We start from the raw sequence: 14,002 nt of genomic DNA on the forward strand, positions 1-14,002 counted from the left end.
ATCATGGGCCATCGTCCGCCGACATGCTTCATGCGGCAATCCGCCGCGACTGAAGAGATCAGTGACGTGAAGACATCAACTGGGTTCAATCCATCGTTCAAGGGGTCGACAATCATGCGTTCCTTCAAGCTATTGCCCGCAATCGCAGTGTTGCTCGCGTCCACGGGCGCGTTCGCGGATGACGTCAAGGTCGGCGTCGGCATCTCCGGATGGACCGGCTTCGCGCCGCTGACGCTCGCCAAGGAGGCCGGCATCTTCAAGAAGAACGGCCTCGACGTGACCCTGAAGAAGATTCCGCAGAAGGACCGCCATCTCGCGATCGCCTCGGGCGACATCCAGTGCGCGGCCACCACGGTCGAGACCTGGATCTCCTGGAACGCCAATGGCGTCGCGACCAAGCAAATCTTCCAACTCGACAAGAGCTATGGCGCCGACGGCATGGCCGTGCGCAACGACATCGCCGCGATCAAGGACCTCAAGGGCAAGACCGTCGCGGCGTCGGCGCCCGGCACCTCTCCGTATTTCGCGCTGGCCTGGATGCTGAAGAAGAACGGCCTCACGGTGAAAGACGTCACCGTGGTGAATCTGGAGCCGGCCGCCGCAGCGCAGGCCTTCGTCTCCGGCCAGAACGATGCCGCGATGACCTACGAGCCTTATCTATCGACGGTGCGCGCCGCTCCCGACAAGGGCAAGATCATCGCGACCACGCTCGACTACCCGATCGTGATGGATACGTTCGGCTGCACGCCGAAATTCCTGACCGACAATCCGAAGGCGGCGCAGGCGCTTGCCAACAGCTATTTCGAGGCGCTCGACATGATCGCCAAGGACCAGGCCAAGTCCTACGAGATCATGGGCGCTGACGTGAAGCAGACCGGCGAGCAGTTCGGCAACTCGGCAAAGTACCTGCGCTGGCAGGACAAGGCCGCCAACCAGAAATTCTTCGCCGGCGACTTCCTGACCTTCAATAAGGACGCTGCCGAGCTCCTGCTCGAGGTCGGCATCATCAAGGCCGCGCCGAAGGTCGAAGACATCTACGACGCAAGCTTCATCAAGTAACGCAGCAACCATTTGGACCGGTCCCACCTCGCGACACAGGGGGCGGGACCGGCGCATAAGCTACTTCCGGATCATTTGATGCGTCCTCTCGAGCCCACGACATCGAAGCAGCGCGTGGCCTATGGCCTCGCCTTCTTCGTGCTATTCGTCGCCCTCTGGTCCTGGGCAACGTTCGGCGGCCATGTGTCGAGGACCTTCCTCGCCAACCCGCTGACCATGGTGCAGGAGGGCTATGAGCTGCTCGCAAAGCAGGGCTTTCTGTTCGACATCGGGATGACGATCTGGCGCGTGATCGGCGGGTTTGTGCTTGCTGCCGTCATCGCGGTGCCGCTCGGCGTTCTGATGGGCGCTTACAAGCCGATCGAGGCCTTTCTCGAGCCCTTTGTGTCCTTTGCGCGCTATCTGCCGGCATCCGCCTTCATCCCGCTGCTGATCCTGTGGGCGGGCATCGGTGAGTTGCAGAAGCTGCTTGTGATCTTCATCGGCGCAGTATTTCAGATCATCCTGATGGTCGCCGTCACCGTCGGTGCCACACGGCGCGACCTGGTGGAGGCCGCCTACACGCTCGGCGCCCGCGACCGCGGCATCATCCGCCGCGTGCTGCTGCCCTCCGCCGCGCCCGAGATTGCCGAAATCCTCCGGCTGGTGCTGGGCTGGGCCTGGACCTACGTCATCGTGGCCGAATTGATCGGCTCATCATCCGGCATCGGACACATGATCACCGACAGCCAGGCGCTGCTCAACACGGGCCAGATCATCTTCGGCATCATCGTGATCGGGCTGATCGGCCTGATCTCCGATTCCCTGTTCAAGGCCTTCAACGCCTGGCTGTTCCCGTGGAAGCTCGCATGACCGCGCTCAGGATCGATCAGGTCTCGCGAACCTTCCCCGCCCGCGCCGGCAACGCGCCGACGAGAGCGCTCGAGCCGACCACGCTCGACGTCGGCAACAACGACTTCGTCACCATCCTCGGCCCCTCCGGATGCGGAAAGTCCACTTTGCTCCGGATCATCGCCGGGCTCGACCGGCCGACCAGCGGACGGGTCACGCTCGACGGGCGCGAGGTCACCGGCCCCGGCGCCGATCGCGGCATGGTGTTTCAGTCCTACACATTGTTTCCGTGGCTGACGGTGCGGGAGAATATCGCCTTCGGCCTGCGCGAGCGCGGCGTGTCGCAAGCGGAGCGCCATGAGATCGCCGATGCGTTCATTCGCCGGGTCGGGCTATCGGGCTTCGAAAATCACTGGCCCAAGCAGCTGTCGGGCGGCATGCAGCAGCGCACCGCGATTGCCCGTGCGCTGGCCAACGATCCGAAGATCCTGCTGCTCGACGAGCCGTTCGGCGCGCTGGACAACCAGACGCGCGCGCTGATGCAGGAGATGCTGCTGGGGATCTGGGAGCGCGACCAGAAAACGGTGCTGTTCGTCACCCACGACATCGAGGAAGCGATCTTCCTCGGCAGCCGCGTCATCGTCATGAGCGCGCGTCCGGGCCGCATCAAGGCCGAGATCGCAGTCGACCTGCCGCATCCCCGGTCCTACAAGATCAAGACCACGCCCGAATTCGTCGCCCTGAAGGAGCGGCTGGTCGAGGAAATCCGCACCGAAGCCCTGAAGGTCGCCGAACAGGCCTGATGATCAGCCACGCTTCTAGAGCCCTTCCCGTTCCGAGTGAATCGGGACGGGCTCCAGACTCTTGTTTTGACGCGTTTTCTTAACGCGAACCGGTATCCACTTCGCTCGAAAACGCTCTAATGGCTGATCATCCAGGGCCGCGCGGTCGGAAAGCCCTTGGCGCCGCTCTTGGTTTTGGTCATCAGCCGTGTCGGCTTCTTCCTTCCCGTCGAGCAGCAGCCGCAGCCCGGGCCGTGCGCCGCCTTGTATTGATCGAGCGTCTTCGGCGCGTGGCGGCTCTGCTCGTTGGTGGCGTGGGCCTTGCGCTTGTCGGAGGGCATGCAGAAGAACGCCGGCGCGGTCAGGATCACGCGCGGCGACGTCGTCTCGCATTGCGGGCAGTCCTGCGGCAGGTCGCATTCCGCCATCGGCCGCATGTCGGTGAACGGGCCGCAGTCGTTGCAGAGATATTCGTAGATCGGCATTTCCTTCATCCTTGCGCAATCGTGCGTGACATCCGGCGATGGATGCGGGGCGGCCAATACGCAGCCGTCCCGCACCCTTCGCGCAGGGATCACCAAAAGGATCACTTGTCCGGCGAGATTGGCATCTGCACGTCGCCCGTGATGTGCTTGATCGGTCCCGCCGACGACGGCATGACGTCGAAGTCGAAGATCTCCGTCGGCAGCCACAACGTGGCGCAGGCATTCGGCACGTCGACGACGCCGGAGATGTGACCCTGGCACGGCGCGGTGCCGAGGATCGAATAGGCCTGGGCGCCGGAGTAGCCGAACTTCTTCAGATACTCGATCGCGTTGAGGCAAGCCTGGCGATAGGCGATGTGGACGTCGAGATAATGCTGCTTGCCGGCCTCGTCGACCGAGATGCCCTCGAAAATCAGGTAATCCTTGTAGTTCGGCGTGATCGGCGACGGCTTGAACACGGGGTTCTTGATGCCGTATTTCGAGACGCCGTCCTTGATGACGTCGACCTTGATGTGCAGCCAGCCGGCCATTTCGATCGCGCCGCAGAAGGTGATCTCGCCGTCGCCCTGGCTGAAATGCAGATCGCCCATCGAGAGCCCGCCGCCCGGCACATAAACCGGGAAGTAGATCTTCGAGCCGCGCGACAGATCCTTGATGTCGCAATTGCCGCCATGCTCGCGCGGCGGCACGGTGCGGGCGCCCTCGAGGCCGATCTTGGCCTTGACGTCGCCCTTGGCCTGGCCCGCATGGGCGGTCGGCGCGAACGGCGGGTTGGCGAGGCCCGGCACGCGGGTCGGGTTGGTCGCGATCAGTTCGGCTTCGCGCGCGTTCCATGCGGCAAGCATCTTGGCGTCGGGCAGACAGCCGATCAGGCCGGGATGGATCAAGCCGGCGAAGTTCACGCCGGGGACGTGGCGCGACGAGGTGTAGAGGCCCTTGATGTCCCAGATCGACTTCTGCGCCAGCGGGAAATGGTCGGTAAGGAAGCCGCCGCCATTCTGCTTGGAGAAGAAGCCGTTGAAGCCCCACAGGCTCTCCTTCAACGGACCAACGTCGAGCAGGTCGACGACGAGGAGATCGCCGGGCTCGGCGCCCTTGACGCCGATCGGGCCGGACAGGAAGTGCACGATCGACAGATCGATATCGCGCACGTCGTCGGCGGAATCGTTGTTCTTGATGAAACCGCCGGTCCAGTCGACGGTCTCGATGATGAAGTCGTCGCCGGGGCTGACCCACTCGACGATCGGAACCTCCGGATGCCAGCGGTTGTGGATCTTGTCGTTTTCGTAGGCCGACTTGCTGAGATCGACCTTGATCAGTGTATCTGGCATCGCATTGCTCCCCTTGGGTTACTGATAGTTAGACGGACAGGTACTTGGAAATCTGCGCGGCATCGACGCTGGCGCGCGGATCGTCGCGGACGATCTCGCCATTCTCGATGACGAGCACCCGGTCGGCGATGTCGAGCGCGAAGCTCAGGACCTGTTCGGAGACCACAATCGACAGCCCGCGCTCGTCGCGGATCCGCTTCAGGGTGCGCGCCATGTCCTTGATGATCGACGGCTGGATGCCTTCGGTCGGCTCGTCCAGCAGCAGCACCTTCGGCTTGGTCGCCAGAGCGCGGGCGATCGCGAGCTGCTGCTGCTGTCCACCCGAGAGATTGCCGCCGCGGCGGCCCTTCATCTCGAGCAGCACCGGAAACAGCTCATAGATGTCGCCCGGTACCTCGGAGCCGCCTGACACCACGAGCCCGGTCTCGATGTTCTCCTTCACCGTCATCGTGGAGAAGATCATGCGACCCTGCGGCACATAGGCGAGCCCCTTCGCGACCCGCTCGTAGCTCTTCATCGCGCCGAGCTCGGTGCCGTCCATGGTCACCTTGCCGCTCTTGGCCGGCAGGATGCCCATCAGCGACTTCATCAGCGTGGTCTTGCCCATGCCGTTGCGGCCCATGATCGCGACGATCTCGTTGGGCGCGACCGAGACGTTGAGGCCGTGCAGCACCTCGCTCTGGCCATAGGCGACGTGAAGATCATTGATTGCCAGCATCGTCCCGGTTCCTCAGTGGCCCAAATACACTTCGATGACTTTCGGATCGTTCTTGACGTGCTCCATCGTTCCCTCGGACAGGATCTGTCCCTGGTGCAGCACCGTGACCTTGTGCGCGATGTCCTCGACGAACTTCATGTCGTGCTCGATCACCAGCACCGAACGGTCCTTGATGATGCGGTTGAGCAGCTCGGCCGTCTTGGCGCGCTCGGACACGCTCATGCCGGCGACCGGCTCGTCGAGCATCAAGAGGTCCGGATCCTGGATCAGCAGCATGCCGATCTCGAGCCACTGCTTCTGGCCATGGCTCAACTGGTCGGCATAGGTGTTGAGCTTGTCCTTCAGGAAGATCATCTCGGCGACCTCCTCGACCCGCTGCCTGACGGTATCGTCGCGCTGGAAGGTCAACGAGCCGAACACGGTCCGGCCGCGCGGGAAGGAAATCTCGAGGTTCTCGAACACGGTGAGATCCTCGAACACCGACGGCGTCTGGAACTTGCGTCCCACCCCGGCCTGCACGATCTCGTTCTCGCGCAACCTGGTCAGCTCCTGGCCACGGAACTGGATCGAGCCTGACGTCGCCCTGGTCTTGCCGCAGATCAGGTCGAGCACCGTGGTCTTGCCGGCGCCGTTCGGGCCGATGATGACGCGGATCTCGTTCTCCTCAACATAGAAGGAGAGATCGTTCACGGCCTTGAAGCCATCGAACGACACAGTGAGACCGGAGACCGCGAGCAGGAAGTCCTTGGGCTGATGGCCGACGAGCATGATGATCCCTCCTCACTCGGCCGGTGCGCCGTCGGCGATCAGGCCGGCCGCCGATTTCGATTTGCGTGATGCCAGCAGGCGATCGATGCGCGGCTGGACGTGGTCCGCCCAGATGCCGGAGAGCCCGTTCGGGAAGGCGAGCACGACCGCGATGAACAGCGCGCCGAGGCCGAACAGCCAGAGCTGCGGGAAGGACTCCGAGAGGCTGGTCTTGGCGAAATTGACCAGGAGCGCGCCCCAGACTGCGCCGAAGATCGACATCCGGCCGCCGACCGCGGTGTAGATCACCATCTCGATCGACGGCACGATGCCGACGAAGGACGGCGACATGAAGCCGACCTCGAGCGTGAACATGGCGCCGCCGATCGCAGCAAACACCGCCGCGGCGCAGAATGCGAAGATCTTGAAGTTGGCGACGCTGTAACCGGAGAAGCGCACGCGATCCTCCTGCTCCCGCATTGCCACCAGGATGCGCCCGAGTTTTGTCAGGCGGATGAACTGCGCGACGCAGATGCAGCCGAACAGCAGCACAACCTCGACGAAATACAGAATGAACTTGGCGTGATCGGTGCGGATGTCCCAGCCGTGCAGCGTGCGTAAGTCGGTAATGCCGTTGATGCCACCGGTGTAGCCTTGCTGCCCGACAATCAGAATAGTGAGGATCGCGGCGATCGCTTGCGTGATGATGGCAAAGTACACGCCGCCGACCCGACGCTTGAACATCGCGGCACCGATGATCAGCGCGAAGACCGCGGGAACCAGCAAGATCGCAAGCAGCGTGACCGGGAAGCTGTGGAACGGCTTCCAGAAGAAAGGCAGCGAGGTGAGCTGGTTCCAGTCCATGAAGTCGGGGATGCCCGGCGTCGACTGGATCTTGGTGTTCGCGACCGAGGACGCCTCGAGCTTCAGGTACATCGCCATGCAGTAGCCGCCGAGGCCGAAGAACACGCCCTGCCCCAGGCTCAGGATGCCGCCATAGCCCCAGCACAGCACGAGGCCGATCCCGACGAAGGCGTAGGTCAGATATTTGGCGACCAAGTTGAGGCGGAAGATATCCAGCGACAGCGGCAGGATGACAAACAACAGCACCGCGAGCGCAAGGAAGCCGAGCAGTTCGGAGCGATTGAAAAAGCGCGAGTTGATGATCATGACCAGCCTGCTTGTTCTTATTTGCGGACCTTGAGCGCGAAGAGCCCCTGCGGACGCACCATCAGGATCGCGACGATCGTCAGCAGCGTGATCACCTTGGCCATCGATCCCGACAGGAAGAATTCCAGCGTCGATTGGGTCTGCGAGATCGAGAAGGCGGAGGCGATGGTGCCGAACAGCGAGGCGGCGCCGCCGAACACAACCACCAGGAAGGTGTCGACGATGTAAAGCTGGCCGGCGGTCGGCCCGGTCGAGCCGATCATGGTGAAGGCCGAGCCGGCGATCCCGGCGATGCCGCAACCCAGGCCAAAGGTGTAACGATCGACCTTCTCGGTGTTGATGCCGACGGCGCCCGCCATCACGCGGTTCTGCACCACGGCGCGCACCTGCTTGCCCCAGCTTGACCAGAACAGCACATAGGCGACCGCGATCGTGATCAGGATGGTCAGCGCCATCACGAACATGCCGTTGATCGGTATCTGGATGGAGTCGGTCGCTTGCCAGGAGCCCATCATCCATTCCGGCAGTTCGACGCCGACCTCGCGCGCGCCGAAGACCGAACGATAGGCCTGTTGCAGGATCAGGCTGAGGCCCCAGGTCGCCAGCAGCGTGTCGAGCGGACGCTTGTAGAGATGGCGTATCAGCGCCCACTCGACCAGCATGCCGAGCGCGCCTGACGCAATGAACGCGAGGATCATTGCGATGAAGAAGTAACCGGGGAACAGCCAGGGCGCGACGTGCTGCACGGCGTTCGACGTCATCCAGGTGACGTACGCCCCCAAGATCATGAACTCGCCGTGGGCCATGTTGATGACGCCCATCTGGCCGAAGATGATGGCAAGGCCCAGCGCCATCAGCACATAGACGGAGAACAGGATGAGCCCGGCAAATCCCTGCATCGCAAGGATGGCGCCGAGATCGCTGATCGAATAGTCGCCGAACATCTGGTCCTCCGTCATTCCAAGGGGCACGCGCCGCCGGTCAAGCGACGCTCGTTCCGCGGCGTGGACGATGACGTCCACGCCACGAGGCGTTGTGGAGCTTCGTAGCCCGGGTGAGCGGGTGCGATACCCGGGACGGTCCCGCATATCGCCCCGCTCATGCGGGCTACTGGCTCACTGGTAGCCCTTGGGGAACGGATCCGGCTCGACGAGATCGGCGGTCTCGTAGATCAGCTCGTACTGGCCGTCGGCCTTGGCGCGTCCGACGCGGGTCTTCGACCAGAGGTGATGATTCTCGTGGATCCGGACGTAACCTTCCGGCGCGCCCTTGAACTCGACGCCGGGCGACGCGGCCGCCACCTTGTCGATGTCGAAGGAGCCGGCCTTCTCCACCGTCAACTTCCACAGCCACGGACCGAGATAGGCAGCCTGGGTGACGTCTCCGATCACGGTCTTCTCGCCCCACATCTTCTTGAAGGCGGGCACGAAGGCCTTGTTGTTCGGATTGTCGAGCGACTGGAAGTATTTCATGCAGGCATAGGCGCCGGCGATGTTCTCGCCGCCGATGCCGTCGATCTCGTCCTCGGTGACCGAGATCGTGAGCAGCGTCTGCTTGGACAAGTCGATGCCGGCCGCCTTGAGCTGCTTGTAGAATGCGACGTTGGAGCCGCCGACGATGATCGCGTAGATCACGTCCGGCTTGGTCAGCTTGATCTTGTTGATGACCGAGTTGAACTGGGTCGAGCCGAGCGGGAAGTATTCCTCGCCGACCACCTTGCAGCCCTGCAGATGGTTCTCGATGTGCTTGCGCGCGATCTTGTTCGAGGTGCGCGGCCAGATGTAGTCCGAGCCGAGCAGGTAGAAGCTCTTGGCGCCCTTGGTCTTGTTGACCCAGTCGAGTCCGGCGATGATCTGCTGGGTCGCCTCCTGCCCGGTGTAGATCACGTTCTTGGACTGCTCGAGGCCTTCATAGAAGGTCGGGTAGTACAGCATGCCGTTGTACTGCTCGAACACCGGCAGCACCGCCTTGCGCGAGGCCGAGGTCCAGCAGCCCATCACGGCCGCGCATTTGTCGTTGACCAGCAGCTTCTTGGCCTTTTCCGCGAAGGTCGGCCAGTCGCTGGCGCCGTCCTCCTGGATGAACTTGATCTTGCGGCCGAGCACGCCGCCGGCGGCATTGATCTGCTCGATCGCGAGCTTCTCGGCCTCGACCGACCCGGTCTCGGAGATCGCCATGGTGCCGGTGACGGAATGCAGGATGCCGACCGTGACTTCGCTATCGGTGACTGCAAGACCCGTGGTATTGACCGCAGAGGTTGCAGGAACGTCGGCAAATGCCGGACGGCCCAGCATCGAAACGGCCGGCAATGCCGCCATTCCCATCAAGAGCTTGCGCCGGAGCGGAGACTTCAGGCCTGGTTTTGGTTCGTCTGACATGAGCACCCCATCTGGTTCGAGAACGCTTATTGATCAGGCGAGGATTGCTCACTTTTGTGCAGCGCACTGATACGTGAGATCGCGTATACTGCACCGCAAAATAGCGACGTAGGTTTTTGGTACGGGATTTGCCCGCGATCAGCGCATCGTGGACCAGGAGTTCAAACGAGTGGCAGGGCGGCAGCGGATAGACCGCGTCAGGCGCCAGTACAATCAATGGGTCGCCAACCAGACGCTGGAAGACTACGCGCTGCGCTTCACCGCCAAGAGCGCGCGGCGCTGGTCCGCCGCCCGCGTCGCCAACACCGCGCTCGGCGCGATCTCCTTCCTCGCGCTGGAGGCGATCGGCGGCACCATCACCCTGAACTATGGCGCGATGAACGCCTCCGCCGCGATCCTGGTCGTCAGCGTCATCATCTTCCTCTGCGGACTGCCGATCGCCTACCATGCCGCGAAAAGCGGCATCGACATCGACCTGCTGACCCGCGGCGCCGGCTTCGGCTATATCGGCTCGACCATCACCTCGCTGATCTACGCCTCCTTCACCTTCATTTTCTTCGCGATCGAGGCGGTGATCCTGGCCAGCGCGCTCGACATGTGCTTCGGCATCCCGCGACCGATCGGCTATTTGATCAGCGCAGTCGTGATCATTCCGCTGGTCATCTACGGCATCACGCTGATCAGCCGCTTCCAGCTCTGGACCCAGCCGCTGTGGATCATCCTCCACATCATGCCGTTCGCGGCGATCGCCTGGGCCAATCCGCATTCCTTCACCGAGTGGCGCAAATTCGCCGGCGATCACGGCGATCCCGCAGGGACTCTCGACCTGCTGCTGTTCGGCACCGCCGCCTCCGTCGTGTTCGCGCTGGTGGCGCAGATCGGCGAGCAGGTCGACTTCCTGCGCTTTCTGCCGCGCGACCGCCGCACCTCGCGCAAGGCCTGGTGGATCGCGCTGCTGAGCGCCGGTCCCGGCTGGATCGTGCTCGGCGCGCTCAAGCTGCTGGCCGGTTCGTTCCTGGCCTTCTTCGCGCTCAGCCACGGCGTCTCGGCCGAGCACGCGGCCGAGCCGGCCAACATGTATCTCGAAGCCTTCCGCTACGTGCTGTCGCAGCCGGATCTGGCAATGGCGCTGACCGGGACATTTGTGATCCTGTCGCAGGTCAAGATCAACGTCACCAACGCCTATGCCGGCTCGATCGCCTGGTCGAATTTCTTCTCCCGCCTCACCCACTCGCATCCGGGCCGCGTGGTGTGGCTGGTGTTCAATGTCGTCGTCGCGCTGCTGCTGATGGAGATCGGTGTCTACAAGGCGCTGGAGCAGACGCTCGCGCTCTACTCGAACGTCGCGATCGCCTGGGTCGGCGCGCTGGTGGCCGATCTCGTCGTCAACAAGCCGCTCGGCCTGCGGCCGCAGCACATCGAGTTCAAGCGCGCCCATCTCTGCGATATCAATCCGGTCGGCGTCGGCGCGATGACGATCGCCACCGTGGTCTCGATCAGCGCGTTCTATGGCCTGTTCGGCCCGACCGCGAAGGCGCTGTCGGCCTTCGTTGCGCTTGCGGTCGCGTTCGTCACGGCTCCCCTGATCGCCTGGGCCACCGACGGCAAGTACTACATCGCCCGCAAGCCGAAGCGGAGCTGGCAGAACATTGAATCGATCCAGTGCTGTATCTGCGAGCATGCGTTCGAGCCCGAGGACATGGCCTCCTGCCCGGCCTACGCCGGCCCGATCTGCTCACTGTGCTGCTCGCTCGACGCACGCTGCCATGACCTCTGCAAGCCGCATGGCCGGATCGGCGCACAGGTCTCGGACGCGCTGGGCAAGGTGATGCCGCAGCCGATCTACGCCCGCATCAATTCACAGCTCGGGCATTACCTCGGCGTGTTCGCCGTCTCAGCCGGCCTCGTGGCGCTGGTGCTCGGCCTGATCTACCTGCAGACCACGGCGGCCGTGCATGCCAATGAATTGCTGGCCGACGTGCTCTGGAAGGTGTTCTTTGCGCTGACCCTCATCATCGGCGTGGTCGCCTGGCTGTTCGTGCTGGCGCAACAGAGCCGGCGCGCCGCGGAAGCGGAAACACGCCGCCAGACCACGCTGCTGATCCAGGAGATCGACGCCCACAAGCGCACCGACGCCGAACTGCAGCGCGCCAAGGAAGTCGCCGAGTCAGCCAATCTCGCCAAGAGCCGCTACGTCGTGGGCCTCAGCCACGAGCTTCGCTCGCCGCTGAATGCGATCTCCGGCTACGCGCAATTGCTGGAGCAGGACGATAGCCTGCAGGTGCGGCCGCGCGAGCAAGTGCGCGTCGTCCGCCGCAGCGCCGATCATCTGTCTGGGCTGATCGACGGCATCCTCGATATCTCCAAGATCGAGGCCGGCCGGCTCTACCTGTCGCGCGACGAAGTGCGGCTGAACGATTTCCTCGAGCAGCTGGTCGGCATGTTCCGCCTGCAAGCCGCAGCAAAAGGCATCGACTTCGTGTTCAAACGGCCTGCCGTGCTGCCCGTCGTGGTCTATGCCGACGAGAAGCGGCTGCGTCAGATCCTGATCAACCTGCTGTCGAACGCGATCAAGTTCACGCAATCCGGCCAGGTCCAGTTCGTGGTGTATTACCGCAGCCCGGTCGCAGAGTTCGAGGTGATCGATACCGGGCCGGGCATCCAGCCCGACGACCTCGAGCGGATCTTCGCGCCGTTCGAGCGCGGTGCGCTCGGCGTCACCCAGCCGCAGACCGGCACCGGGCTTGGCCTGACCATCAGCCGCCTGCTCGCGGGCGTGATGGGCGGCGACATCAAGGTCCTGAGCACGGTCGGCACCGGCAGCACCTTCCGCGTCAAGCTGCTGCTGTCGGAGGTCACCAATCCGCGGCGCGATGCACCGGTCGATGCTCCCGTGTACGGCTATCACGGTCCGCGCAAGACCATCCTGATCACCGACGACGACCCGACCCACCGCGATCTGTTGCGCGAGATCCTGACGCCGCTCGGCTTCATCCTGCTCAGCGCGCCGGACGGACCGGGCTGCCTTGCCCTCGCACAGCATTGCCGGCCGGACTTATTTCTGCTCGACATCTCGATGGCGGGCATGGACGGCTGGACGGTCGCCGAAACCCTGCGCTCCGAAGGCCATCACCAGGCGCGGATCCTGATGATCTCGGCCAGCGCGCTGGAGGCTCATGGCGCGCCGCTGGCGCAGCCATTCCATGACGGCTACCTGATGAAGCCGATCGACATTCCGCGGCTGCTCGAGACCATCCGCCAGTTGCTCAAGATCGAGTGGCAGTATGAGGCCGAGCCGGCCCCGCCTCCGCAATGGAAGCCCGAGAGCGGTTCGCGGCCGCCGGTGAAATATGTCGAAGAGCTGATCAGCCTCGGCCAGCTCGGCTATGTCAGGGCGATCCAGCTCAAGCTCGACGAGATCGGCAATGAGTGTCCCGAACATGCCGATTTCGTCGGCCAGATGCGCACGCTGATCGACCGGTTCGATCTCGATCAATATATGGCGACGTTGAAGACATTGCACAGCTATGACCATTGAACAGAAGAAGCGCGACGTCGCGCTCGTCGTCGACGACTCTCCGGAGACGTTGCGCCTGCTTACCGATGCGCTCGACGGCGCTGGCATGACCGTGATGGTCGCGCTCGACGGCGCCTCGGCGATGCGCATCGTCGAACAGATCACGCCCGATATCGTGTTGCTCGATGCCGTGATGCCCGGCATGGACGGTTTCGAGACCTGCCGGCGGCTGAAGCGCGACGCCGGGCTCGACGGCGTGCCGATCATCTTCATGACGGGCCTCGCCGAGACCGAGCATATCGTGCGCGGGCTGGAGGCCGGCGGCGTCGACTATGTCACGAAGCCGATCGTGGTCGAGGAGATGCTCGCGCGCATCCGGGTCCATCTCGCCAATGCGCGGATGACGCAAAGCGCCCGCGCGGCGCTCGACGTCTCCGGCCGCTATCTGCTCGCCGTGAACAGCGCCGGCGCGCTGCTGTGGGCGACGCCGCAGGCACAGCGACTGCTGTCGGATACGCTCGCCGACGCCGCCGACAATTTCGCGCTGCCGGACCCGATGCCGCAATGGCTCGAGCAGGCGCAGAAGGGCGGCACGGGAAAGAAGACAGCGACCGTGGCGTCGTTCCCCGGCAACGAACAGCTTCGGCTGCAATATATGGGCAAGCTCGGGCCCAACGAATTCCTGCTGCGGCTCGCCAAGGACACCAGCGGCGACATGCCGGCCGAGTTCTCCAGCGAGCTCGGCCTGACCACCCGCGAGGGCGAGGTGCTGTCCTGGCTGTCCAAGGGCAAGACCAACCGCGACATCGCGCAGATCCTCGGCCTCAGCCCGCGCACCGTCGACAAGCACCTTGAGCAGATCTACGCCAAGCTCGGGGTCGAGAACCGCACCGCCGCCGCCGCGATCGCGGTCAACGCAAGGCATCGCAAGTCTTGATCGAGCGCCCTCTGCGCCTCGCGCACCGAAACGTACGCGAGGCACGG

12 protein-coding genes are annotated in these 14,002 nt (G+C 63.6%); 5 read left to right on the forward strand and 7 right to left on the reverse strand.

Annotated features, from left to right (window positions below):
* Nucleotides 1-114: 114 nt before the first annotated feature.
* From ACVWZM_RS02965 to ACVWZM_RS02975, 3 genes are all read left to right on the forward strand, one after another.
* On the forward strand, nt 115-1,059 hold the full coding sequence (locus ACVWZM_RS02965; protein ID WP_057015912.1) for an ABC transporter substrate-binding protein: 945 nt from the start codon (nt 115-117) through the stop codon (nt 1,057-1,059).
* A gap of 78 nt (nt 1,060-1,137) precedes the next feature.
* Complete coding sequence (locus ACVWZM_RS02970; RefSeq protein WP_456851799.1) at nt 1,138-1,911, forward strand: ABC transporter permease; 774 nt, start codon at nt 1,138-1,140, stop codon at nt 1,909-1,911.
* Nucleotides 1,908-2,693 (forward strand): ABC transporter ATP-binding protein, encoded by a 786-nt coding sequence (locus ACVWZM_RS02975; RefSeq protein ID WP_057015944.1) that lies wholly within the window; start codon nt 1,908-1,910, stop codon nt 2,691-2,693. The genes ACVWZM_RS02970 and ACVWZM_RS02975 overlap by 4 nt, the downstream gene beginning before the upstream one ends.
* Before the next feature lie 116 nt (nt 2,694-2,809).
* Here ACVWZM_RS02975 and ACVWZM_RS02980 read toward each other — a convergent pair whose 3' ends face one another.
* The 7 genes from ACVWZM_RS02980 to urtA all read right to left on the reverse strand — a co-directional run bounded on the left by ACVWZM_RS02980 (nt 2,810) and on the right by urtA (nt 9,501).
* The gene (locus ACVWZM_RS02980) at nt 2,810-3,157 is read right to left on the reverse strand and encodes an FmdB family zinc ribbon protein (RefSeq protein ID WP_456851801.1); all 348 of its coding nucleotides are present in this window, start codon (nt 3,155-3,157) and stop codon (nt 2,810-2,812) included.
* Between the two features lie 101 nt (nt 3,158-3,258).
* Nucleotides 3,259-4,488, reverse strand: a complete 1,230-nt coding sequence (gene fmdA / locus ACVWZM_RS02985) for a formamidase (RefSeq protein WP_456755616.1) — start codon at nt 4,486-4,488, stop codon at nt 3,259-3,261.
* A gap of 28 nt (nt 4,489-4,516) precedes the next feature.
* Nucleotides 4,517-5,206 carry an urea ABC transporter ATP-binding subunit UrtE gene (urtE, locus tag ACVWZM_RS02990; protein WP_050400072.1) on the reverse strand — a complete coding sequence of 230 codons (690 nt, stop codon included), beginning with the start codon at nt 5,204-5,206 and terminating at the stop codon, nt 4,517-4,519.
* A 12-nt stretch (nt 5,207-5,218) separates the two neighbouring features.
* Entirely contained in the window at nt 5,219-5,974 is a 756-nt protein-coding gene (urtD, locus tag ACVWZM_RS02995; RefSeq protein ID WP_057015909.1) for an urea ABC transporter ATP-binding protein UrtD, read from the reverse strand.
* A 12-nt stretch (nt 5,975-5,986) separates the two neighbouring features.
* On the reverse strand, nt 5,987-7,123 hold the full coding sequence (gene urtC / locus ACVWZM_RS03000; protein WP_057015908.1) for an urea ABC transporter permease subunit UrtC: 1,137 nt from the start codon (nt 7,121-7,123) through the stop codon (nt 5,987-5,989).
* A 17-nt stretch (nt 7,124-7,140) separates the two neighbouring features.
* The gene (urtB, locus tag ACVWZM_RS03005; protein WP_076833517.1) at nt 7,141-8,067 is read right to left on the reverse strand and encodes an urea ABC transporter permease subunit UrtB; all 927 of its coding nucleotides are present in this window, start codon (nt 8,065-8,067) and stop codon (nt 7,141-7,143) included.
* A gap of 171 nt (nt 8,068-8,238) precedes the next feature.
* A complete protein-coding gene (gene urtA, locus ACVWZM_RS03010) occupies nt 8,239-9,501 on the reverse strand; it encodes an urea ABC transporter substrate-binding protein (RefSeq protein WP_057015907.1) in 1,263 nt (420 codons plus the stop codon).
* 169 nt (nt 9,502-9,670) lie between these two features.
* Here urtA and ACVWZM_RS03015 point away from each other — a divergent pair, with 169 nt between their 5' ends.
* Both ACVWZM_RS03015 and ACVWZM_RS03020 read left to right on the forward strand, forming a co-directional pair.
* Nucleotides 9,671-13,039 (forward strand): hybrid sensor histidine kinase/response regulator, encoded by a 3,369-nt coding sequence (locus ACVWZM_RS03015; protein WP_456851803.1) that lies wholly within the window; start codon nt 9,671-9,673, stop codon nt 13,037-13,039.
* Entirely contained in the window at nt 13,029-13,955 is a 927-nt protein-coding gene (locus ACVWZM_RS03020; protein WP_076833513.1) for a response regulator transcription factor, read from the forward strand. The genes ACVWZM_RS03015 and ACVWZM_RS03020 overlap by 11 nt, the downstream gene beginning before the upstream one ends.
* Nucleotides 13,956-14,002: the final 47 nt, after the last annotated feature.

Source organism: Bradyrhizobium sp. USDA 4501, from assembly GCF_054062115.1.